Genomic DNA, 23163 nt, shown 5'->3' with positions numbered 1-23163 from the left:
GAACGTGACTGACGAACCTCTCCACCACCGCCCCGCCGACGACCGCTACGACACGATGGAGTACCGGCGCTCCGGCCGCAGCGGCCTGAAGCTGCCGGCCCTCTCGCTGGGCCTGTGGCACAACTTCGGCGACGACCGTTCGCTCGACTCCCAGCGCTCCATCCTGCGCCGCGCCTTCGACCTCGGCGTCACCCACTTCGACCTGGCCAACAACTACGGCCCGCCGCCCGGCTCCGCCGAGTCCAACTTCGGCAAGATCTTCGCCCAGGACTTCGCCCCGTACCGCGACGAGCTGATCGTCTCGACGAAGGCCGGGTACGGCATGCACCCCGGCCCGTACGGCGAGTGGGGCTCGCGCAAGTACCTGATGTCCTCGCTGGACGCGTCGCTCCGGCGGATGGGTCTGGACTACGTCGACATCTTCTACTCGCACCGCTTCGACCCGGACACCCCGCTGGAGGAGACGATGGGCGCCCTCGCGTCCGCCGTCCAGCAGGGCAAGGCGCTGTACGTGGGCGTCTCCTCGTACAACAGCGAGCAGACCGCCGAGGCGGCCCGGCTGCTGCGCGAGATGGGGGTGCGTCCGCTCATCCACCAGCCGTCGTACTCGATGATCAACCGCTGGACGGAGGACGACGGCCTGCTCGACACCCTGGAGGAGGCGGGCATGGGCTGCATCTCCTTCGTGCCGCTGGCGCAGGGGCTGCTGACGAACAAGTACCTCAAGGGCATCCCGGAGGGCTCGCGGGCCACCCAGGGCAAGTCGCTGGACCCGGACCTGCTCAGCGAGGAGGTCGTGCGCCGGCTCAACGGGCTGAACGACATCGCGGCGCGCCGCGGTCAGTCGCTGGCCCAGCTGGCCATCGCGTGGGTGCTGCGGGACGAGCGGATGACGTCGGCGCTCATCGGGGCGTCCAGCGTCAAGCAGCTGGAGGAGAACGTGGCCGCGCTCGGGGCTCCGGCGCTCACCGAGGCGGAGCTGAAGGAGATCGACTCCTTCGCGGTGTCCACCCCCGGCACGAACATCTGGGCCGGACGGGGCTGACGCCGCCGGAAGGGGCCCCCGAGGCGCCTGAGGACAGAAAAACGGGCCGGTCCGTGGGGGGGATACGGACCGGCCCGAGGGGGGGTTTCCACCATAACCCTTCGTAAGTGATGCTGTGCACCGGCACGCGAATCAATTACTCTCCGCAACCGCCGAAGTGCAGGGCGCTAGGGCCGAAATCCCTTGTGCCGCTTGGGATCCGGGCACTTTTCGGGCCGCTCGGACGGCTTTCCCGGTTCCCCCCGTTCGGGGGTGTCGGGAGCATCATCGGATTGACGTTTCTGCACCCGTTCCCGTGTCCGGGCCCGCCTCCGTCCGGTGCAGCAGGGTGATGCCGTCGGCGCGGGCGACGACCCGGTAGCCGTACGCGCGCTGCGCCCGCTTCAGCTCCGCCTCCTGGCGGTCGAGCGGGTAGGGCCAGTGCCCGTCGGGCAGCGGCCAGGCCTCGTGCGGGCGGCTGTCGTGGACGATCCACTCGCTGGTGGGCGGCGGGGGCGTGCCGTCGGTGCCGTAGAGCTTCCCGGGCAGCGGGTAGGTGGGGAAGAGGACTGCCGTGCAGCGCGAAGTGAGCTGCGGGACAAGGCGGTTGGAGGCGGCGACGGTGGCGCCGTCGGGGATCCTCGCCAGCAGCGCGCGGGCGGCGCGCACATGGTCGGGGGTGCGCCAGGTGTCCTTGCGCAGGACGAGGCCGAAGGGGAAGGACGGCAGCAGGACCAGGGTGACGGCGACGACGGTGGCCAGCGAGGCGCGCAGGTGCCGGGCGGCGAGGCGGTCGCCGGGCCGTGCGCCGTACGGGGCGAGGGCGTCGATCAGGGCGGCGAAGACGATAGGCATCAGCACCGCGCTGTAGTGGAACGCGGTCTCCCAGTGGTAGCTGTGCTGCGAGAGCAGCCGCCAGCCGAGGGTGGGCACGGCCAGCAGCGCGAGCGGGGAGCGCAGTGCGAGGAGCGCGGTGGGCGCGAACACCAGGACCAGGGTGACGGCCTTGACCTCGGGGCGCAGCATGTCGAGCGGGGCGGCGGCGACGGTGGCCAGCAGCGAGCCCCGGCCGCCCTCGGCGACGTACTCGCCGTACGCGTAGGTGCCGTCGGAGCTGAGGGCGGGGAGCAGGACGCGGGTGATGAGCAGTGTGCCGAGGAGGCCGGCCGCGGCGGTGGCCAGGCCGAGCACCCGGCTGCCCCGCCAGGCGAGGTACCCGCCGAGGGCGGCCAGGGTGAGCCCGAGGTCCTCCTTGACCAGGAGCAGGGGCGCGGCGAGGGCGACGGCGGTGCGGTGGCGGCCCCGGGCCGCGGCTTCGAGGGCGAGGGCGAGCAGCGGGACGGCGAGGGCCACCTCGTGGAAGTCGAAGGTGACGGCGGAGGCGATGCCCCAGGAGACCCCGTAGCCGAGGGCGACGACGTGCGCGGCCGGGGCGCCGAGTGCCCGCCGGGCCCAGCGGGCGAGCGGTACGACGGCGAGCGCGAGCAGGGCGGCCTGGGCGAGCAGGAGGGTCTCGGTGTACGGGAGGAGCCGGTAGAGCGGGGCGAGGACGGCGAGCAGGGGGTGGAAGTGGTCGCCGAGGAGGTTGACGCCCTCCCCGGTGGCTCCGGCGCCCTTCAGCGGGACGTACGGGGGGCCGAGCCGCGCGTACGCCTTGAGGGCCTGCTCGAAGATGCCGAGGTCGTAGCCGGTGGTGCGCAGGAGATGGTGGCGGCGGGTCGCCAGGGTGCCGTAGAGCAGGAAGAGGGCCGCGCACCAGGCCCAGGGCAGGGCCCGGTGCGCGGGCCGGGCGGCCACTTGGACCGGCACCACTTCCACTGACGTAATGTCAGGAATTGTCCGCATGGCGGCACATTACAGCCGTGGCCGGTCCCGGCCGGGGAGTCGGCGCCCCGGGCGCGGGGCCCGGCCCGGGGGCGCGGCCGGGCCGGGCGCCGGGTCAGTAGCGCAGTGCCGCGGCCACTCCGTCGGCCTCGGACAGGCTGTCGTCGGGGACGAAGGTGACGTCGCCGTCGGCGGCCAGCACCAGTTCGACGAGCGAGTCGACGATGTCGTCCTCGAAGCCCGCGCCGGGATCCTCCGTGCCGGGAGGGGCCAGCACCAGGGCGGCGCGCACGGCGCCCTCCACCGTTTCCGGGCGGGCGGTGACGCGCAGGGACTCCTCGACCACCAGGTGCCCGACCCGTCCCTCGCGGGCGGCCTGCCAGCAGTCCTGCACGCCGGCCGCGTACCGCTTGCCGCTGCGGGCGGCGTCCAGAGCCTTGGTCGCCTCCTCGGTGTCGATGGCGGCGAGCCGGGCGCGGGCGGGGGCGAGCTGTTCGACGAGTTCGGGCGCGGTGGTGTGCAGCAGCCCGCCGACCTCCAGGTCGGCGGCGAGCACCGCCCCGTGCCGGGAGAGCTCGCGGTAGGTCGCGATGTGCTGGCGCAGCCCGACCACGACGACCGGCAGCACCGCTTCCTGGAGCAGCGGGGTGAGCTTGCGGTCCGCCTCGGTGAGCATGTTGCGGAAGTCCTGGTTCTCGCCGTGGCCGCCCTCCCGGTTGGGCGGGCCGTCGCGGTCGGCGCCGGAGGAGATGACGGGGAAGCCGCTCTCCTCGTGGTCGAGCTCGTGCAGCTCGTACCCGACGCCGTGCCACAGCCGTACTTCGCCGATGGACAGGACCAGGGCGAGGTACGGGATCTGGCGGGCGGAGGCGGAGACGAGGTTGCGGGTCAGATAGGTCTCGGCGACGACGATCCGCTCCGGCACGGTCGCGCTGACCAGATACGTACGGGCCTCGTCGGCCGACGCGTACAGCACGAGCCCTTCCAGGAAGTGCTCCGGGTCCAGCTCGTCCACGGCGTCGTTCAGCTGCTGCACGACGGCGTGCGCCTGGTCGCGGCTCACCTTCGGGTCGTCGAGCAGCCGCTTCTCGGTCTCGGCGAGGAGGTTGCGCAGCCGGATGTGGTCCTGCTGGTTCTCCGGCCGGTGGCGGTGGGTGGGCAGGGTGAGGGACACCGCCGGGTAGGGGCGGGGGCGGCGCAGTTCGGCGAGCAGGTCCGACTCGTCCTCGTCACTCATGAGCACTCCGCTCTGGTGGTGGGTCGGGATACGGCGGCATGGATGGGTCGTGGAACAGCCGTCACTAGTGGCAATTTCTCACGAATGCCCGCATCCCGCCCGTGCGCGCGGTGCTTCCCGGGCCGGTTTCAGGCCGCGCCGAGCCCGCCCAGGACCAGACCCGCCCAGGCGCCCGCGAGCATGAAGGGGCCGAACGGGATGGCCGTCTTGCGGCTGCCCCGGCGGGCGGCCATGAGGGCGACGCCGTAGAGCGCCCCGAGCAGGAATCCGGCCAGCGCCCCGGTGAAGAGCACCGGCCACCCGTACCAGCCGAGGACCACGCCGAGGGTGAGCGCCAGCTTCACGTCGCCGAAGCCCATGCCCCGCGGATTGACCAGAAAGAGCACGAAGTAGGTGCCGCCGAGGCCGAGGCCGCCGAGCAGAGCGGACGGCCAGGACCCGGCGTCCCCGGGCAGCAGCTCGGCGATCCCCAGCAGGCCGGCCGCGGCCCCGGCCAGCGGCAGGGTCAGCACGTCGGGCAGCCGGTGGACCCGCAGGTCGACCATGGCGAGGAGCGCGGCGAAGGGGACGAGCAGCAGCCAGACCACCAGCTCGGGCCGGGGCCCGGTGCTCACGGCGAGGGTGGCACAGACGAGGGCACCGAGGAGGACGTGACGCGGGGTACGGGGCATGGCGGGCCGGGGGTGGGGGGTGCTGTGCGGGGGGTGCGGTGCGGTGCCGTCCGACGGGGCGGGGGTGCTGTCCGGGGTGCGGGACGTGGTGCCGTCAGGTGGGGCGGGGGTGCCGTCAGGGGTGCGGAGTACGCCCGATGGGGCGGGGGTGCCGTCAGGGGTGCGGGGTACGCCCGCCGGGGCGGGGGTGCCGTCAGGGGTGCGCGGTGTGCCCGGCGTGGGTCCCGCCGGGACGGGTGTCCGTGCCGTGCACCGGGCGCACCGGGCCGTGCCGAGCCAGCCACGCGCGGGCCCGGCGAAGGGGTGGCCGGCCGGGCAGCTCTCCCGCCACGGTTCGTCCGGCTCCACCGCCAGCCGGTACGCGGCGCGCGGCACGAGGAGTCCGGCGGCGGCGCCCCAGAGCGCGGCGGCCACAGTGAGCACACCAGTGACAAGCACCCGCCAACCCTAGGCCGGGCCCCGCCGCGGGTCATGGGCCCGTGGGCCCAACGGGGGCTCCCGGTGCGGCCGTTCACGAGGGCGGCGCGGGCGGCCGACGGTGGCTAGGGTGGGCGGGGTGGGACGACGCACGCGGTACGCCGACGGGTCCGGCACGATCACGGTCGACGGGAGCGCCCTCGCCCTCCCCCTGGAGATCGCCGCCTCCCGGCGCGCCCGGGGGCGCGGACTGCTGGGGCGGACCGGAATCGAGGGGGTGCTGCTCCTCACCCCGGCCCATTCGATCCACACGTTCGGGATGCGGTTCGCCGTCGACGTGGCGTATCTGGACCGGGAGCTGCGGGTGCTGGACGTCCACACCGTGGCACCGAACAGACTGCCCCTGCCCCGGCCGCGGGCCCGCCACGTGCTGGAGGCAGAGGTGGGGGGATGGTCGCGGTGGGGGGTGCGGCGGGGGGTGCTTCTGAGGATCAACTCCCTTGCGCCATAAGGGTTGTGGAGACTTGAGGCATACTCGAAGTCCCGGCCGGAAGAGGGCTTCCACACCCGGGCCCGGTCCGCCACCATGAGGACATGGCTGATTCAGCGGGCACCACACTCAATCTGCAGCCGCACACGCTCGACCTGTCGAGGGTGCCCCTCGACGAGCTGGGCGAGGTGGACGGCCTCTCGGGCGCTCTCGCCTCCCTGCACGGTCAACTGGCGCACATGGCTGCACCTTTGTGCGTATCGGAAATGTCCAGGCGGTGCGGGAGTCATCTGTTGGCACGGTCCGGTTCCGGCCATGAGAGTTGAGCGACTCTGAGCACCACCGGCTCTCTCCGCACACACTGACCGCCGTCGCCACCGGCGAGGTGGAGCCGTCCGACGTGGCGCTGCTGGCGTCGGCACGGCGCAGCCGGCTGCTGTTGGCGCTCACCGGCACGTTCGCGCCACCGTACGCTGCCGCGCTGCCCGACGACCGGCCGCGCACCAATCCGGCGCCGACCCGCCCGCACGTCTCCTGGACCTTGCTGGGCACCCTCCAGCGCACGCATCCGGCCGCCGTCGAGGCCGTCCTCAGCGATCCCATGGTGAGCGCCTGGGCCCTGCGGCTCTTCCGCAGGCTCGGCCACGGTGCGTCGGACACCGGCCTGGGCACTCCGCCGTGGGCCGACGCGGGACTGATCGGCTCGCTCGCCGCCGCCGCCGCGATCCGGGCCAGGACCCGCTGCTCGCTGCGCGTACCGGCCCACCGGGGAAGGCTCTGGCTGCCTTCCCTGGGGCTGACCGGGCGGGTGGCCAGGGGCGAGTGGCCGGTGGTCGGCGTGGAGTGCGACAGCCGGGGCGCGCTGGTGCACGGGGACAGCGGTTCCGTACGGCTGCCGGAAGAGCTGTCCAGGCCCACCGAGGGGTGGCAGCCGCTGCCCGTGCTCGTCGACGGGATGGCCCTGGACCACCTGTGCCCGCACCGGGACTTCCGGGCGCTGCTGGAACCCGGCCGGCTCTCGCCCGGACGTCTCTCCCGTTGGCAGCGGACGATCGCGGAGGCGGACGAGTTGCTGAGGCAGGACCACCCCCTCGCGCACCGGGTGGTGCGGGGAGCGGTGCACTCCCTGGTGCCGGTGGACTCGCCGGGGCCGGCCAGGCCGGTCAGCGCGACCGTACCGGACGCCTTCGGCGTGGTCATGATGTCGCTGCCCGAGGACGCGTCGGCGACCGCCGCGACCCTGATCCACGAGTCGTACCACCAACTGCTGGTGGCCGTGGACGATCTGACCCCGCTGCTCGATCCGGACCGGGTGGGCCCCGAGCCGCTCTACTTCGCGCCCTGGCGGGAGGACCCCAGACCGCTGCGCGGGCTGCTGTACGGTGCGCACGCCACGGCCGGGATCACCGCGTTCTGGCACGGACGGCGCAAGCAGGAGGGGGGCCGGGCAGACTTCGAGTTCGCTCTGCACCGCTGGCAGTTGCGGACCGCGCTGGCCACCTTGAGCAACGCGGGCGGACTGTCCCCGCAGGGCGGACGGCTCGTCGCCGCGCTGGCCGGACAGGCGAGCGGCTGGTGGTCCGAGCGGGTGGCCGGGGAACCGGGCCGGCTCGCGGCACGCTGCTGCCAGGACCTGCTGGCCACCTGGCGGGCCACGCACCTGACGGTCGGCCCGGCCGACGCCGATGCCCTGGCCCGGCGTTGGCTGGCCGGGGAGCCGCCGCCCGCCCCCTTGCCACCCGCCCGGCTGGCACCGGCCCGGCTGCGGTCACGGCTGGCTGCCCGGACCTGGCTGGCCCGGCTGTGGAGCACCGACCGGGCCGCCTTCGACCGGCTGCGCGCCGACCTGGCCTCGCGGACCGTCGACCGCTGGGGCGCGACGGAGATGACGGAGGCCGATGCCGCCCTCGCGGCCGGTGAGCTGGACGTGGCCGGCGCACTCTTCGGGGCGTCCGGTGACCCGCCCGAAGAACCGGTGAACATCAGCGACTGGGTCGGGATCGGTCTGGCCGGCCCCCGATCGGAACCCCTGGTGGAACGGCCGGAGCTGGTCGTCGCCCTGCACGAGGCGCTGCTGCGGGCGGGCACGCGTCCGCCGGGTGCGCTGGAGCTGGCCCGGTGGCTCGCCCCACCGGCACGGGCCGGGGGCGCGACCCCCGCCAGGGAATCGGACGGTCCCACGGGCCGGAACGGCGGGCCCGCCCCGGCCGCCCGGAGCGGCGCCCCCGCCTGACCTGTCGCCCGGAGAGGCGCCCCCGCCTGCTGCCCGGAGCGGAGCCCCCGCCCGGCCTGCCGAGGCGAGGGCTCCGTCTCACAGGGAGAGCATGTCGATGTCGCAGTTGGCCCGCAGCATGCGGCTCGCGTTGACCGTGGCCGGGTGCTTGGCCCCGAGTTCCTCCCGCATGACGGCCACGGTCTGCTCGTAGAGCTCCTTCGCCCGTTCTATCTCGCCGGTCGCCTTCAGGTCGTACGACAGGTTGAGCCGGACGGCCAGGGCGTCGGGGTGCCGCTCCCCGCTGACGAGCATGCTCTGTTCGTACAGCTCCTCACCCAGTTCGCGGGCCCGGACGGAGTCGCCCAGCTCGGCGAAGTCGCTGGCCAGGTTGGTCTTGGCCAGGATGGCGCGGGCGTGCAGCGGGCTCAGGAGGCGGCTCAGTCCCTCCGCCGCGCCCTGGTTGAGCTCGCGCGCCTCGTCGGTGCGGTCCAGCAGCCGGAGCGTGACCGCGAGGTTGGTGGCGGTGGCGTAGGTGTGGGGGTGGTCGTCGCCCAGGGTCTCGCGGCACAGCTCCATCGCGTGGCGGCCCAGTTCGTAGGACCCGGGGAGGTCGCCGGTCTGCCGCAGGTCCGTCGCGTGGTTCAGCTCGGCCCAGGCGAGGTTGTGCTTGTCCTGCCCCGGGCGGGCCCGGGACAGGGCCAGTGCCTGGTGGGAGAGCTCGAAGGCGCCCTGGTGATCGCCGAGCTTGCGGCGGGTCACCGACAGTTCCCGGATCACCCACGACGTCATCGAGTGCTCGTCGCCGAGCATGGTCAGCACCCGCTCGCGAAGCTGTTCGTAGCCCTCGGCGGCTTCCTGGTAGCGACCGACCTCCAGAAGGTCGATGTAAAGGGCGTACAGACTCAGCATCGTCTGCATGTGGTCGTCGCCCAGCACCTCCACCCGGCGCTGGAAGGTGTCCTCGTCGACCCGGTAGGCCTCTTCGAGGTCCTTGCGGTCTGCCGAGAGGCGAAGGCTGACCGCGTAGTTGTGGGCGGCTTCCAGGGTGGTGGGGTCGTCGGGGCCGAACTCGTGACGCAGGGCCTCGAACGCCTGCCGGTCCAGTGAGCGGGCGCCGAAGAAGTCTCCGCGCACCCGGTAGAGGACCGCCATCAGGCTGACCGCGCGCTGGGTCGTGGGGTGGCGGTCGCCCAGCGAGCGGCGGCACCGCTCCAGCAGCTCGGACTGGAGGTCGAACGCCTCCTCGTACCGGTTCTGCCAGCGCAGCACCTGGACGCGGACCAGGTCGACGGCCAGGACGTGTTCGTGGTCGTCGCCCAGGCCGCGTCGCCAGATGCCGGCGGCGTTGTCCGCGACGTCCAGAGCCTCCGTGTAGTCGCTCCGGGACAGCAGGAAGCGCGCCTCGTTGAGGACGAGTTCGCGGACCCACGGGTCCTCGCAGTCGGCCATCTGCGACGTCCGCACGTGCGGCAGGAGACTGGAGTAGCGCGGCCACTCGGCGGACCGCCGCGGGTTGCGCGGATCCGCGTTGGCCAGGATCTCGTGGGCGCAGTGCCGCATCTCGGCGCGTTCCTGGCTGTTCATCTGCTGGACGAGGACGCGCTGGACCAGTCGGTGCAGCTGGATGGTGGACTTGCGGTGGTCGATGCGGGCCAGTGCGTACCTGCCGATCTCGCGGACCGCCCGGCCGAGCTGGATGGGGTCGTCGAGGGTGGCGCGCAGCGCGGTGGGCGCGGCGACGCCGCGGACCGCGGAGAAGAGGTCCCAGTCGATGGGCTCGGGGGCGAAGAACGCGCACACCTGGAGGAGCTGGAGCGCGGCGGGCTGGTTCTCCCGCAGCCGGTCGAGGGAGACGTTCCACGCGGCGGCCACCGGGAGCTGGTAGTCGGGCGGGGGCGCCACCTGGAGCAGTTCGGCGTACTTCGTCTCGAACAGGTCCAGGTACTGGTTGACGGGCATGCCGGTCTCGGCGAGCCAGACCGCGGCCTGTTCGACGGCGAGCGGCAGGTCGCCGAGCGTCTCGGCCAGCCGGTCGGCGGAGTCGTCGGGGATCTGCGGGCTGCGCCGCCTGATCAGCGCGACGCTCTCCTCGCGGGCGAACACGTCGACTTCGAGGTAGCTGGCCAGGGTCGACCACCGGGAGTTGCGGGAGGTGACCATGACGCGCCCGGGGCCGTCGTTCGGGAAGAACTTGCGGACCTCGCCCGGGTCCTCCGCGTTGTCGAAGACCAGCAGCCAGTTGGAGTACGGGACGCCGACGCGCAGGGCCTCCAGGACGGCGGCGACCGCGCTGCGGTCGGCGCCCACCCCGAGGCCCATCTGCTCACCGAGTTCGATGAGGGACTGCACGATGAGGCTGGTCTGCTCGGAGGGCACCCACCAGACGAGCTGGTACTCCCGGCTGCTGCGGTAGACGTACTCGATGGCGATCTGGGACTTTCCCACCCCGCCCATGCCGTGCAGCGCCTCGGGGAGGACCGCGGTGACCCCGGAGGTGCCGCCGGGGGTGCCGCTGCTGCTGAGCCTTTGGCTGAGGCGCTCCAGGAGGTCCTCGCGGCCGGTGAAGTTCCGGTTCCGCTGCGGCACGTTCCCCCAGAGCCGGGTGGGCGTCGGGTTCGGCGGGATCGCCGGAACAGGGCTGGGCTGTGACGCGGTGGACACGGATCCTCCTGGAGCTCCGTACGGCGATGGGGTCTGCGTGCTGGGTGGTGGCGGCGGTGCGGGTGGCAGCGGTCCGCCGGCGGGCGGGGTGCGGCCCGCCGTGCGGCGCACCGGGGGTGACGCCGCGGCTGCCGCCACGACGGGCGGCGGGCCGGTGGAGAGCAGTTGCCTGAGCCTGGTGGCGCGCCCCAGATAGGGTCCGGAGACCGCTGCCAGGGCGCTGTACAGGGGGCGCACGAAGGGCCGGTTGCGCTCGTTGACCTTCGGGTACGGGGCGTCGGGGTGCCAGGCCACGACGGCCTCGCCGTCCGGGACGGCGGCCAGCCGGGGGCCGAGGACCTGTTCGACCTGGCGCAGCACGGTCATCGTCTCGGTGCGGGTGCCGAGGCCGAGGAGTTCCTCGCGGACGCCTTCGGGGAAGTCGAAGGAGACCCGTTCGGTGTCCTCGACGTCGCCCGCGTGGTCGGTGCGGTGCAGCAGCCCGAACAGCATGATCTCGCCGAGGTTCCAGTCCCTGGCACCGGGCAGCGAGCGCTGGATGAGGCGCATGACGGGCAGGTTGAGGGGGGCCGCCGCGAGCCGTTTGGCGAGTGCGTACGCGGTCGGGGAGGCCCTGCCCTTGAAGAGCCGGACCGCCTCGCGGGCCGGGTTGCGGTGCTCGGGCTGCTCCTCGGGTGCGGGTTCGGGACCCGGATAGTCGTACCGGCGGACGCCCAGGTCGCCGTGGCTGCCGGTGAGCAGGACGGCCGAGTCGTGCCGTCCGCCGGGCGAGGCGACCATCGACGCCCACCGCCCGAGCGACCCCGGTGTCAGTTCCAGCAGGGGTACGGGGACGGGCGGGTGCTGCGGTGCGCGGGGCCTCACCGGGTCGCCCAGTTCGGCCTGCGCGACGACGGGGCCGCGCAGCCGCAGCCGCCGGTTGGGCGCGGCCTGCTCCGGTACGTCGAACCGGGCGCGCACGGCGGTGGGCAGGGTGATCTCCCACAGTTCCTGGGGCAGCAGGCTGAGCACCGCGGTGGGCGAGTTCTGCGCGAGGGCGCACAGCCGGGCGGCGGCGGTGCCGTCCCGCCAGGCGTCGGCGACCCCGTCGGTGAGGACCAGGACCAGGCTGTCGGGTCCGGGCGAGGAGTCCCCGTCGCGGGTGGGCGGGCCGTCGCCGGTGAGGTCGAGTTCGGCGACGGTGAGGGAGCGGAACGCGGCGGTCTGTTCCAGCAGGCCGCGCAGTCTGCGCCCGGTGTCCCGCCACAGGTCCATGGAGGGCGCGGAGTCGACCAGCAGCAGGAGCCGCAGCCGCCGTTCGGTGACCGGGCGGCACACCGGGACCCACAGCTTCTCGTACGCCGCCCGCTCGGCGGTTGCCTCCTCGTCGAGCTCCCAGGAGTCGCGGACCTCGGTGCGCAGCCGCAGCGGGCGCAGGGCGCGGCCCAGTGCGAGGGCGTCGGGCAGCGGTGCGGCGGCCAGGGTGCCGGCCGGGACGGCGGCGGCGGTCCGCAGCCGGGTGCCGGCCAGCGTGCCGTCCCAGGGGTGGGCGCGCCCGGCGAACCACTGCTCCTCGCCGCCGGTGGCGCCGGACGCACGGTCGCCGTCGTCGTCGTGGGCGCCGACGGTGACGGTGAACTCCTCGGGCTGCGGGGGCGGTCCGGGCGCCGGGCGGTCGCCGCCGGTGCGGGCGGTGGTGTCCGCGCCGCCGTCGCCGTCGCCGTCCTCCTCGTCCGGGGTGCCGGGGGCGGGCACGGGTGCGGGTTCCGGTCCGGGTGCGGGGTCCCGCGGCCCGGCGGTGGCGGCGGGCGCGGCCGCGGGGTCCGGCGGCGGGTCCGGTAACGCCGGTAACGCCGCCCCGGGAGGGGCCGGGTCGCTCTCCGGCCGCCACTCCCGGTAGGGCTCGGCCTCCTGCTGGCAGGCGGCCAGGTAGAGGGCGTCCAGGAGTTCCGGCCAGGACGGCCCGGAGCCGCGCGCGTCCCCGCCGGTCATCCGTCGCTCCCCCGCCCCGCCCCTCCCGCGGTGCCGGGCTGGACGACCGAGCCGTCGAGCCGGTGCCAGACCCGCTCGGCCAGTTCCAGCAGGTCGCCGTTGTGCTCCTCGGCGCCGTAGGAGGTCGCGATGTACAGGGAGTTGAGCAGCTGGTCGATGGAGAGCCCGCCCTGTTCGCGGCTGCGGGCGAGGAACTTGGCGATCAGCGGGCCGCCGAACCGTTCCGCCGTCTCCTCGTCGAAGTGGGCGGCCAGCATGTGGGCGAGGTCCTGCTCGTCGGGCTCGGGCATCCGCAGCACCAGGCAGCGGCGCAGGAACGCCGGCGGGAACTCCCGCTCGCTGTTGGAGGTCATCACCACGAACGGGAAGGCCCGGCAGGTGACCCGGCCGCCGACGATCTCCGCCTCGCCGCTCGGGTCGTCCGTCAGTACCGTCACGGACGGGTGCCTGCGCCGGGCCCGCAGCAGTTCGGGGACGGGGTAGGAGCCCTCCTCGAAGACGCTGAGCAGGTCGTTCGCCAGGTCCAGGTCGCTCTTGTCCAGTTCGTCGACGAGCAGCACGCGCGGTTCGTCGTACGGCAGCAGGGCCGTGCCCAGCGGCCCGAGCTGGATGTAGTCGCCGACATCGGGCGGCAGTGCGGGCGCGCTCCCTGGGTCCCGGACGGCGTCCGCCGCCCGGTCCGCCGCCCCGTCCGCCGCCGCCCCGTCCGTCGCGGCGGGCGGCGTCGCGGCCGGGGTGGTCCACGCGTCCGCCCCGGTCGCCGCCGCGCGCAGGGCGGCGCTGTCCTGGACGCGGCCGATCGCGTCGTACTCGTACAGCCCCCGCTGGAGGGTGGTGCGGCTGCTGATGTGCCAGCGCAGTACGCGGCCAAGGCGCAGTTCGCGGCTGACGCGGTAGGCGAGGCTGGACTTCCCGGTGCCCGGCCGGCCGATCACCAGCAGCGGGCGCCGCAGCAGCAGTGCCGCGTTGACCATCTCGGCCTCGCGGCGGGCGAATTCGGAGAGTGCGCGGGCGGGCGGGCGCGCGCCGAGCCGCCGTACCGTCTCCTCCTCGTCGGGCGGTGGGGAGGGCAGGGCGGGCGCCCCCGTGAAGCGCCGCCACGGCGGGGCCTGCGGCAGCAGTTCGGCGAGCGTGGTGTCGTGCAGCGGTTCGCCCGTCCCCCGGTAGATCCACCAGCGGGGCCGTTCGGCTCCCGGGTGGCCGTTGCCGGAAGCGGACGCCGGAGTGCCGGCAGAGAATGTCACGGACTCTCCTCTCCAGGTGTGGGAGGAGGTACCGCGGCGGATCCCGTGTGCGCGACGGGCATCCGTTCCGGATCGTCCCACAGCAAAGCGACATGGCGGCCGACAGAGAAATACTCTTCAGCATCGGTCGCATCGGCCGATGTGCGCAATGCCTTGACGAGATGCGGCAGCCCGCGGGGGTCGTGCTCGGCCAAGAGCGCGCGCAGCGCGCGGCGGAACTCGGGGTCACGCTCTCCCCTCCGGTCCCAGAGGATCACGGGAACCCCCACCCGCAACGCCTCCGAGAGCTCGTCCAGTTCCGGGCGCTCGCCCTGACCGCTTCTGACGCTCCGGTGCCGGTGGCCGCCGGGCGGCCCGCTCAGTACGACGACCGCGGGCGGCGGGTCGGACAGCAGGTGCGAGCGGCCGTCCTCCGGGAACCAGTGCACCCGGCCCGCCCGGCCGCCCGCGAAGGCGTCCCAACGACGGGCCCAGTACCGGTGCAGATCACGCCGGTTGATCCTTTCCAGGCTGCGCAGAACCACTTGATGGTCCTCCCCCAGCAGGCCCTCCACACCTTGGAAGGGCGCCTTGCCCCAGCGTTCCACGCACAGGTCGAGGAGATCTCGCGGAAGGACGAATTCGAGGGCGAGTTCTGCTCGCACCGAGTAGGCCCAGTCGCTCTCGGCGTTCCGCAGCAGCGCCCTGACCTCCGCCTCGGCCTGCCGGAGCCCGATCCGCCGGTCCGAGCCGCGCAGTTGTTCTCCCGGGTGCACCCGCCACCAGTGGGAGAGGAGGGTGTCGAGGCCGGGTTCGGAGTCGAGGAGGGGGCGCAGCCGGATGATGAGGTAGTCCTCGGGCCGCCAGACCTCGCGGGGCGGCGGGGCGGGCGCGGGGGCCTTGGGTGTCCGGGCCGCTCGCGGGGCGGATTCGGTGTGCGGGTCCGGCCGGGGGTGCGCGGCCGGGTCCGGGTGCGGGGCCGGGTGCGGGGCCGACGCGGGGTGTGCGGGCGGGTCCGGGTGTACGGCCGGATCCCCCTGCCCGGCCGACGCGGGGTGTACGGCCGGATCCGGGCGGGTGTGCGGTGCCGGGTCGGGGTCGGCGTTGGTGAGGGGGACGAACCGCTGGCGGACGGCCGGGTCGTTGGCGTGCGCCCACTCGGCGATGCCGCGCCGGTACTTGCCCTCGGCGCCCGCGGCGAGCAGGTCCCGGAGCACCCGGAAGCACGGCAGGGAGTCGCCGGGGCGGGAGTTGAGGGTGGCCGCGTGCAGGAACACCGACCAGGGTTCGGTGCAGTGCCGGGGTGCCACCCGGTGCCCCAGGTCCTGGAGGAACTCCGAGTAGCGCCGGTGCAGGTCCCCGATGCGCACCTCGTCCAGCAGCCCGAGCACCTCGTCCCACTGTTCGCGGTCGAAGAGGTCCACCTGCCGTACGGCGACGGCCAGTTTGAGCCGTCGTACGGCGGGCGTGTTGCCGTCCCGCACCTCCAGCATCTCGACCAGCGGGACCAGCCCGTCGGGCCGTTCGCACAGCTCCTCGACCAGCCGGCCGACGAGTTCGCGCGCGGCGGCGTCCGCGGTCCGTTCGAAGGGGGCGACGCCGAAGCGGTGGAGGAGCCGGCGCAGGGCGGTGCGGTCCTGGAGGCAGTCGACCGCGGCGACCACGTCGACCAGGTACTTGGGGACGGCCGGGCCGGGCAGGCCTTCCGGGCCGGGGCGGTGGCCTGTCGGCCCGGGGCGGTGGCCGGTCGGCTCGGGGCGCGTGGCGGGCCACCAGCCGCCCGGCGGGTCCTCGTCGGGGCGGGCCTCGCGCAGCGCGCCGGTCTCCGCCGCGCCCGCGGCCCGCTGGCCGGGCCCGGTGCCGCGCGGGCCGGCCCGGCAGCACATCCGGTCCAGTACGGAGAGGGCCCGGTGGGTGGAGACGGTGTCGCCGCCCAGTTCGGTGACGGCCGCGCGCAGCGCCGGGCAGCCGTCGCGGTGGTCCAGGCAGGCGGCGACCAAGGCCTGCACCTGCTGGCGCGGGAAGTCGTGGTTGCGGACGTTGCGGCGTACGGCGGCGGGCAGCGCCATCCGCAGGCCGCGCCCGGAGTCGTACTCGATCTGCGGCACCTGGAGCAGCGCCTCGGCGAGCCTGAACTGGGCGGCCGGGGGCGGGGGCTGGCAGAGAGGTGCGGCGGAGGCGCGGGGCCCGGCGGCGGACGCCGTGGCCGCGCGCGGCGAAGGGGCGTACGGGTCGGGGGCGTGCGGGTCGCGTCCGTGCAGGTCCGCTCCGTCCGGTCCGTGCTGGTCGCGTCCGTGCAGGCCGCCCGGCCCGTGCAAGTCCGCTCCGTGCCGGTCCGGTCCGTGCGGGTCGGGGTCCGGGGAGTACCGCTCGCGGGGGTGCCGCTCCGCTGCGTCCGGTCCGTGCTGGTCGCGTCCGTGCAAGTCGGCTCCGTCCGGCCGGGCCGGCTCCAGCCAGTCGCCGAGCGGGGGCCAGTAGCGGGTGGCGGCCTCCACCGGCAGCATCCAGGCGGTCTTCGAGGTCTGGCGGGTGTGCGCGGCGGTGATCAGTCCGACCACCCGGCGCCGTTCCGGGTCCCAGACGGCGGCCCCGCTGAAACCCCTTTCCACGGCGGCCCCGGTGGTGCGCACCCCGTCGAGCTGCACCCATCTCGGACAGGGGCCGCCCGCCCCGGACAGCTGACCGGTCGCGACGACTCCGCCGGGGGCGCCCTGCGGGTAGCCGATGATCTGGACGCGCTGGCCGTCGGGGGTGCCGCACGGGGCGAGCGGCAGCGGGCCGCAGTCGGGCGGCAGCGGCGGTCTGTCGTCCGGGAGGGCGAGCGCGGCGAAGTCGCCGCAGCCCGCGAGGTCCTGGCCCGGCGGGGGCTCTCCGAGCGGCGGTGGCGGGGCCCAGCTCCGCCGCAGCAGGCGGGCCTTGGTGCTCCAGCCCCGGCCGGGCAGGTCGACCACCACGTCCGCCGCGCCGCGCCCGGGGCCGCCGGGTGCGGTGCCACCGGCGGCGGTGACGACATGGGCGCAGGTCAGTACGTACAGCCGGGAGCCCCCCGCGGACACCAGTACACCGGCCCCCGCCAGGCTTCCGTCACGCGACAACACCCGCACCTGTCCGGCTTGCGGCCCCAATGCTGATCGTCTCCCCCGAGCGTCACACATGTATCAGGTACTCGCTGAGCCCAGTGTACGAGCGGGGAGGCGTCCCGGAGCGGACTCGGAGAGCAGGAATCCGAGCGGTTCCACGACGGGGTGCGGGAATCCCGGCGATACGGGCCCCGGGGGCGGCGGAATCCGGCAAGTCCCGCCGCGCAGGGCCTACTTGTCTCCGGCCTCGCGGCCTACCCGCTACTTGTCCTCGGCCTCGCGGCGGAGCTTGCGGCGCAGCATGGGACCCGGGTGGCGGATCACGACGCCGGCCATGCCGCCCGTGCCGGACATGCGGATCAGCGGGGTGCCCGGGGTGCGCTCGCCCTTGAGGCGGTTCTTCACGCCGCCGATGCCCGGTTCCATCGCGTCGGTGTTCACCGCCCAGCCCTCCGGCAGGACGAGGACGACGCCCGCCATCTCCCCGTACGCCTCCACCTCGACCTCCCGGCCGCGCACTTCCGCGCGGGTGAAGTCGAGGCGCACTCCGGCCATTCCGCCGTGCGCCACGATCCGGGCGGGCACCTGCCAGCGGCCCTCGCGGACCGCTCCGTGCATGCCGCCCTTGAGGACGAGGGGCTCACCGGTCGGCGCGCCCGGCAGCCGCACCTCGTGCCCCTCCGGCACCAAGTCCTCGACCAGTGGCCCGAGTTCGGCGACGGTCTTGGCGCCGAGGGCGAGTTCCAGCCGCTCGTCGAGTTCCGCCAGGTCGATCCGTCCGTCGGCGGCGGCGTCCCGCAACTGCTCGACTACGGCGTCCCGGTCGGCGTCCGAGGCACGCAGCGGGCGGCGGGCGGGGGCCTCGGCGGGCCCGGTGTGTCCAGCGGGTTCGGCGGTCATGCATCCGATGATACGAAGCAGTCTCCCCCGGGCACCCGGCGACCAGAACGGGGCACCGGGCCCGCCCCGCGGCCCCGCTGTGTAGGTTGCCGGTTGAATGCAACTGGTGAAGAGATGAAGAGGTACGTGTGATGGGGTCCCGGAGAATCTGGGTCGGGGCGGCCTCGGTCGCCCTGCTGCTGAGCGTCACGGCATGCGGTGGTGGATCCGGGACGGACGGCTCCGGGAAGGGCAGCGGTTCCGGCACGGGGAACGACGGCAACGGCGACCGCCCGGCCGCCTCCCAGGCCCGGCTCAGCGACCCCCAGGCACCGCTGAAGAACGCCAAGTCGCTGGACGCGGCGCTGCTGCGCGCCAAGGACCTCCCGGCGGGCTGGGCCGAGGACAGCCAGGGCGACAACGGCGGCATCAAGGCCCAGAACGCCTCCTGCGAGGGCCCGTGCGACGGTCTGACCTTCGAGGGCGTCGGCAACTACACCGACGCGTCGGGCGCCCTGGTCGGCACCAGCATCAAGGCGTACGGCAGCAGGTCGGCGGCGGAGTCGGGGTACACGGAGGAGAGCAGGCTCGCGGCGGACGCCCACAAGGAGGAGGGCGCACCGGTGGGCAACGCGTACACCTACGTGAAGTCCGGCGACAGCGACGACAGCGCCCTGCGCGTCGTCCACTTCCGGGTCGGCACGGTGGTCGTCTCGGTCTCGCAGGAGTACCGCAGCAAGGACACCAAGGGCCTGGAGTCCTTCGCCACGGAGCAGGCGAAGCGGCTGGAGGCGGCGCTGCTCGGCAAGTAGCCGGTACGGGGGCGGGTCGGGTCCCGCTGCGGTACGGGCCGGCGCGGGGGCCCGGCCGTGCCCCCGCCGGGGCCGCGCGCACGCCGTCGACGCGCCCCGGCCCTCCGGGTACCGTCCCCAGCATGGCCGGGCGACTGCGCCGTGTGTTCAGCCCCGCGACGCTCGGGGTCCTGGCGGCACTGCTGGTGGTGGTCGGCTCTCTGGCGGCGGCGGCCAGGGAGTGGCGGGCCGGGGACCTCATCGACGCCGGGCCGGTCCGGGTGACGGGGTGGGTCACGGGAGCCGTCCCGCACGCGAAGAGCACGGATTTCGAGGTCGGCTACCGGGTGGGCGACCGCACCTACCGCACGGACACCGGCACCCTGAGCCTCCGGCGCCTCTCCCCGCCGCCGTCGGTGGGTGCGCCGGTGCCCCTGGAGGTCGCGGCGGCCGACCCGTCCGTGGCGCGGGTGCGGGGCGCGTCGTCGCCGGACGAGAACCTGCCGCCCGCGTTCCTGCTGGCGGCGACGGCCGGGGCGCTGTGGCTGGTGGGGGCGCTGCGGGCGCGGATACGAAGGTCGCGCGGCCGGCGCGCGAAGTCCGCGTAGACCGGCCCGCGCACACGCCCCCGGTCCGGCGGACGCTCCCCGCCGCCGCCGAATTCCGGTGGCGCGTCGGCCCCCGTCCTGGCGAGGATCGCCGTATGCGGATCTACCTGGAGACAGAACGCCTCGCCCTGCGCCCGTTCTCGGGCGACGAGGCGGACGTCGAGCGCCTCTACGCGCTGGACAGCGACCCCGAGGTCATGCGGTTCCTCAACGGCGGACGCCCCACCTCCCGCGAGAGGATCCGGACCAAGGTCCTGCCCCAGCTCCTGCACGACCACCCGTGCACCGGCACCCGGGGCTACTGGTCCGCCGAGGAGAGGGCCACCGGGACGTGGCTGGGCTGGTTCGAGTTCCGGCCGCTGGCCGACGACAGCCCGGCCGAGGTCGAACTGGGCTACCGGCTCAACAGGGCTTCCTGGGGCCGGGGTTACGCCACCGAGGGGGCGCGCGCCCTGATCGCCCGGGGGTTCGCCGAGCACCCGGGGCTGATGCGGGTGACGGCCGACACCATGACGGTCAACACCGCGTCCCGCCGCGTGATGGAGAAGTCCGGGCTGACGTTCGTGCGCCACTTCACGGACGAGTGGCCCGACTCCATCGAGGGCTCCGAGGAGGGCGACGTCGCGTACGAACTCACCCGCGCCGACTGGTCACGACAGAACACCGCACTCACGGACGGACCCCCGGCGAATGCCGCTCGATCTCACCCAGAAGGCACGCGCTGAAGGGCCCCACCTCCGCCGACAGATCGCCCCACCGCTCCTCCGCTGCCCCGAGATAGACGTCCCTGGCGTGCCGCAGCACGGGCCGGTGCCGGGCCGGGAGCCGCTCCAGCGCCCAGTCCGCGGCGGCGTCCTTGGCCGTGATGTCACCGCCGGTCGCGAGGGTGCGCCAGATGCGGGCGAGCGTGAGGACAACGTTCCGGGTGTCCTCATCGGCGTCCGCGAGCAGGTCGGGCAGGCCGGCGAGGAGGGCGCGGGCGAGGTCCGGGTACGGCACCGGGTCGAGCACCTCGGCGGGCGGCGGCCCCCACAGCGCGGCGTCCCCGAGCAGCACCATCGTGAGCAGCGGCGCGAGGTCGGGGGCGGGCCCGGGGGCCGGGACCTCGCCGCGCTCGTACTCCGCGCGCAGCCACTCGCCGTACTGGAACTCGCAGCGCGGCGGGTAGCTCCAGGGCCGCACCTCGGACCGTACGACGGCGGTCAGCTCGACGTGCCGGCCGGGCCCGCGGCGGGGCCAGGGCTCGGAGACCGCCATCAGCCCGTCGAGCAGGGCACGGCGCTCGGCCGGCGGCATCGGGTGTTCCACGACGACCAGCAGATCGACGTCGCTGTGCGTCCGCAACCCGCCGAGCACGGCCGAACCATGGGCGTAGACACCCACAACCCCCTTGCCGAACAGCTCCCGCACGAGCTGTACGACGCTTTCGGTCTGCGCGGCCCCGGTGGACTGCACGGCCGCTTCGGGCCGGTCGGACGGCATGAACTGCATGCTCTCCCCTGTTCCTTCTTCGTCGGCGGTCGCGGCCGACCCGAGGCTTCCCGGTCTGCCGGAGCGCTCCCTCCCGACGGCCTCGGCCCGCACCGCCAGGACCGTCCCGCCGACCGTGCCGCCCCGCCGCTCTCCCCATCCTCCCCCGGGGGCTACCCCCACCCCCGTCCACCAGCAGCCCGCATGGTCAACAGGGCGCTCCGACAAGAGAGTTGGGGCCATGAAGACGACCGGACGTACCGCTCTCGCCCTGCTCCTCTCCGCCTCCGCGACCGCCGCCACCCTCGGGGCCGGCTTCGCGCCCACGGCCTCCGCCACCACGGCCGCCGCCAGGTCCGGTGGGTCCTCCTCCCTCGTCTGGCGTCCTTGTGCCACCGCGCAGGGGCCGGTCGGGCAGGAGTGTGCGGAGCTGACCGTTCCGGTCGATTACGCGCGGCCCGGCGGTGCGACGCTGACGCTCGCCGTGTCCCGGGTCGCCAGTACCGACGCCGCCGATAGGCGTGGCGTGCTGATGGTGATTCCGGGCGGTCCCGGCGGTTCGGGGCTCCAGCGGCTGAGCCAGAAGGGCAAGGCGCTCCAGAAGCAGTTGGGCGGCCGGTACGACCTGGTCGCCTTCGATCCGCGCGGGGTCGGCGGCAGCACGAAGGCCTCGTGCGGCATCGACGCCGCCGACCGGCACATGGTCGAACTGCGTTCCTGGCCGGACGCCGACGGGCGGATCGACGACAACATCGCCCGCAGCCGCCGTATCGCCGATGCCTGCGCCCGCAACGGCGGGCCGCTGCTGCGCAGCTTCTCCGCCGAGAACGAGGTGCGCGACCTGGAGAGCCTGCGCATCGCGCTCGGCGAGCGGAAGCTGTCCGCCTGGGGCACCTCCTACGGCTCGTACGTCGCCGCCGTCTACGCCCAGAAGTTCCCGCACCGTACGGACCGCTGGGTGCTGGACAGCGTCGCCGACCCGAACCCGCGCCGCCTCGAACAGGGCTGGATGGTCAACACCTCGCAGGCCACCGAGGACCGCTTCCCCGACTTCGCCGCCTGGGCAGCCGACCCGGCGCGCGAGACCCACACCGACCCGGCGCCCGGCTCCCCGGTGGAGAACCTGCGGCTCGCCGCGACCCCCGCCGAGATCCGCCCGCTCTTCCTGCGCCTCGCCGCCCGGCTCGACCGCGTCCCGCGCGGGTCCACGACCCCCGGTGTCCCGCTGACCGGCAACCGGCTCCGCCAGTCCCTGGTGAACCAGCTTTACTCCGAGGGCGCCTTCCCCTCCCTGGCCCGCATGATGAAGGCCGCGCTGGCCCCGGCGGGTTCCGCCGCGGGCACCCCGGTCCTCACCCCCGACATCTCGGGCCCGCTGCCCGACACGGACACCGCGGTGGTCGTCGCGGGCATGTGCAACGACACCCGGTGGCCGTCCGACATCTCCGGGTACGCGGCGGCGGTCGCCCGCGACCGGGCCCGCTACCCGCTCACCGCGGGCCTGCCCGCCAACCTCACCCCGTGCAACTTCTGGAAGATCGCCCCCACCCACACCCCCACCCGCCTCACCGACCGCGGCCCCTCCAACATCCTCATCACCCAGAGCCTCCGGGACCCCTCCACCCCGTACTTCGGCGCCCTGAAGATGCGCGAGGCCCTCGGCCAGCGGGCCCGCATGGTCACCAACGCCAACGGCGGCCACGGGATGTACGTGACGAACGGCAACGCCTGCGGCGACCGCACGGTGACGGCCTTCCTCCGCGACGGCGTCCGCCCCGCCCAGGACACCCACTGCCCGAACTGACCGGCTCCCACGCTCAGTAGGGTGCGGCGGTGACCACCGCACCGCCGCCCCCGGCAGCCGAGCCCGCGCCCGCACTCCCGCCCCTGCTCTTCCTCGACGTGGACGGCCCGCTGATTCCCTTCGGGGCGAGCCGCGACCAGCTGCCCGAGGGCTACCCGACCTACCGCAGCCCGCACGCCGCCCCCGCGTCCGCCGACGCGAACCCGCTCCTCCCCCGGCTCGACCCCGCCCTCGGCCCCCGTCTGCTGGCCCTGCCGTGCGAGCTGGTGTGGGCGACGACCTGGCTGCACGAGGCGAACGCGTGCGTCTCTCCCTGGCTGGGCCTGCCGCGGCTGCCGGTGGTGGAGTGGCCGGACCCCTCGCCCGAGAGCGCCGCCGCGGACACCCGGGCCGGTGTCCACTGGAAGACCCGCGCCCTGACGCGGTGGGCGGCAAGGCGGCCGTTCGCCTGGGCCGACGACGAGATCGGCGCGGCCGACCGGCAGTGGGTGGCCGCCCACCACCCGGCGCCCGCCCTGCTGCTGCACGTCGACGCCCGGCTGGGCCTCACCGAGGACGACTTCGGCACGCTGGAGGAGTGGCTGCGGGACGTGGGCAACGGGGCGGCCCGGCGGTGAGGAAGGGCCGTCGCCCGTCACCGCCGGCCGCCGGGAACCATCCGTCGGGGGGGGGCGCGGGCCCCCCGACCCCCGCCCCCCCCCGCGGCCCCCCGGTTTTTAGATGCCGTACAAGGGGGGGGGTGGGGAGCTGGACGGCGGCGGACAACATCCGGCGAAAGTGAGGGGGTCCACCCAAGGG

The 23163-nt window shown here is 74.4% G+C and carries 16 protein-coding genes; 8 read left to right on the top strand and 8 right to left on the bottom strand.

Annotated elements, in window-relative coordinates:
* The first annotated feature begins 4 nt into the window (after nt 1-4).
* A complete protein-coding gene (gene mgrA, locus ACFYVL_RS13070) occupies nt 5-1045 on the top strand; it encodes an L-glyceraldehyde 3-phosphate reductase (protein WP_389243820.1) in 1041 nt (346 codons plus the stop codon).
* Nucleotides 1046-1309: 264 nt separating this feature from the next.
* On the opposite strand, the gene ACFYVL_RS13065 is transcribed toward mgrA, so the two are convergent.
* From ACFYVL_RS13065 to ACFYVL_RS13055, 3 genes are all read right to left on the bottom strand, one after another.
* Nucleotides 1310-2842 (bottom strand): DUF2079 domain-containing protein, encoded by a 1533-nt coding sequence (locus ACFYVL_RS13065; RefSeq protein ID WP_389243818.1) that lies wholly within the window; start codon nt 2840-2842, stop codon nt 1310-1312.
* A gap of 121 nt (nt 2843-2963) precedes the next feature.
* On the bottom strand, nt 2964-4085 hold the full coding sequence (locus ACFYVL_RS13060; RefSeq protein ID WP_389243816.1) for a chemotaxis protein: 1122 nt from the start codon (nt 4083-4085) through the stop codon (nt 2964-2966).
* Nucleotides 4086-4213: 128 nt separating this feature from the next.
* Complete coding sequence (locus ACFYVL_RS13055) at nt 4214-5194, bottom strand: prepilin peptidase (RefSeq protein WP_389243814.1); 981 nt, start codon at nt 5192-5194, stop codon at nt 4214-4216.
* Nucleotides 5195-5312: 118 nt separating this feature from the next.
* Here ACFYVL_RS13055 and ACFYVL_RS13050 point away from each other — a divergent pair, with 118 nt between their 5' ends.
* Both ACFYVL_RS13050 and ACFYVL_RS13045 read left to right on the top strand, forming a co-directional pair.
* A complete protein-coding gene (locus ACFYVL_RS13050) occupies nt 5313-5684 on the top strand; it encodes a DUF192 domain-containing protein (protein WP_389243812.1) in 372 nt (123 codons plus the stop codon).
* A 301-nt stretch (nt 5685-5985) separates the two neighbouring features.
* The gene (locus ACFYVL_RS13045; protein ID WP_389243810.1) at nt 5986-7896 is read left to right on the top strand and encodes an aKG-HExxH-type peptide beta-hydroxylase; all 1911 of its coding nucleotides are present in this window, start codon (nt 5986-5988) and stop codon (nt 7894-7896) included.
* Nucleotides 7897-7974: 78 nt separating this feature from the next.
* On the opposite strand, the gene fxsT is transcribed toward ACFYVL_RS13045, so the two are convergent.
* The 4 genes from fxsT to ACFYVL_RS13025 all read right to left on the bottom strand — a co-directional run bounded on the left by fxsT (nt 7975) and on the right by ACFYVL_RS13025 (nt 17713).
* Nucleotides 7975-12510: an FxSxx-COOH system tetratricopeptide repeat protein gene (gene fxsT / locus ACFYVL_RS13040; RefSeq protein WP_389243808.1), complete on the bottom strand. Its 4536-nt coding sequence runs from the start codon at nt 12508-12510 to the stop codon at nt 7975-7977.
* On the bottom strand, nt 12507-13754 hold the full coding sequence (locus ACFYVL_RS13035) for an AAA family ATPase (RefSeq protein WP_389243806.1): 1248 nt from the start codon (nt 13752-13754) through the stop codon (nt 12507-12509). Before ACFYVL_RS13035 ends, fxsT begins: the two co-directional genes overlap by 4 nt.
* A complete protein-coding gene (locus ACFYVL_RS13030; RefSeq protein WP_389243804.1) occupies nt 13751-16828 on the bottom strand; it encodes a trypsin-like peptidase domain-containing protein in 3078 nt (1025 codons plus the stop codon). The genes ACFYVL_RS13035 and ACFYVL_RS13030 overlap by 4 nt, the downstream gene beginning before the upstream one ends.
* Nucleotides 16829-17074: 246 nt before the next feature.
* Nucleotides 17075-17713 carry a DUF1707 domain-containing protein gene (locus ACFYVL_RS13025; RefSeq protein ID WP_389243802.1) on the bottom strand — a complete coding sequence of 213 codons (639 nt, stop codon included), beginning with the start codon at nt 17711-17713 and terminating at the stop codon, nt 17075-17077.
* A gap of 131 nt (nt 17714-17844) precedes the next feature.
* Here ACFYVL_RS13025 and ACFYVL_RS13020 point away from each other — a divergent pair, with 131 nt between their 5' ends.
* The 3 genes from ACFYVL_RS13020 to ACFYVL_RS13010 all read left to right on the top strand — a co-directional run bounded on the left by ACFYVL_RS13020 (nt 17845) and on the right by ACFYVL_RS13010 (nt 19816).
* Nucleotides 17845-18504 (top strand): hypothetical protein, encoded by a 660-nt coding sequence (locus tag ACFYVL_RS13020; protein ID WP_389243800.1) that lies wholly within the window; start codon nt 17845-17847, stop codon nt 18502-18504.
* 122 nt (nt 18505-18626) lie between these two features.
* Nucleotides 18627-19091: a hypothetical protein gene (locus ACFYVL_RS13015; protein WP_389243798.1), complete on the top strand. Its 465-nt coding sequence runs from the start codon at nt 18627-18629 to the stop codon at nt 19089-19091.
* Between the two features lie 95 nt (nt 19092-19186).
* The gene (locus tag ACFYVL_RS13010) at nt 19187-19816 is read left to right on the top strand and encodes a GNAT family N-acetyltransferase (protein WP_389243796.1); all 630 of its coding nucleotides are present in this window, start codon (nt 19187-19189) and stop codon (nt 19814-19816) included.
* Here the strand turns inward: ACFYVL_RS13010 and ACFYVL_RS13005 are convergent.
* Complete coding sequence (locus ACFYVL_RS13005) at nt 19761-20582, bottom strand: aminoglycoside adenylyltransferase family protein (RefSeq protein ID WP_389243794.1); 822 nt, start codon at nt 20580-20582, stop codon at nt 19761-19763. The two genes, ACFYVL_RS13010 and ACFYVL_RS13005, sit on opposite strands and share 56 nt — an antisense overlap.
* A gap of 220 nt (nt 20583-20802) precedes the next feature.
* On the opposite strand from ACFYVL_RS13005, the gene ACFYVL_RS13000 reads away from it, so the two are divergent.
* The gene (locus ACFYVL_RS13000) at nt 20803-22365 is read left to right on the top strand and encodes an alpha/beta hydrolase (protein ID WP_389243792.1); all 1563 of its coding nucleotides are present in this window, start codon (nt 20803-20805) and stop codon (nt 22363-22365) included.
* Nucleotides 22366-22394: 29 nt separating this feature from the next.
* On the top strand, nt 22395-22982 hold the full coding sequence (locus tag ACFYVL_RS12995) for an HAD domain-containing protein (RefSeq protein WP_389243790.1): 588 nt from the start codon (nt 22395-22397) through the stop codon (nt 22980-22982).
* Nucleotides 22983-23163 lie beyond the last annotated feature (181 nt).

The organism is Streptomyces sp. NPDC004111, assembly GCF_042874215.1.
Classification (GTDB): Bacteria; Actinomycetota; Actinomycetes; order Streptomycetales; family Streptomycetaceae; genus Streptomyces.
The sequence above is the reverse complement of the archived record's forward strand: the minus strand, read 5'-3'. Positions and strand labels throughout refer to the sequence as shown.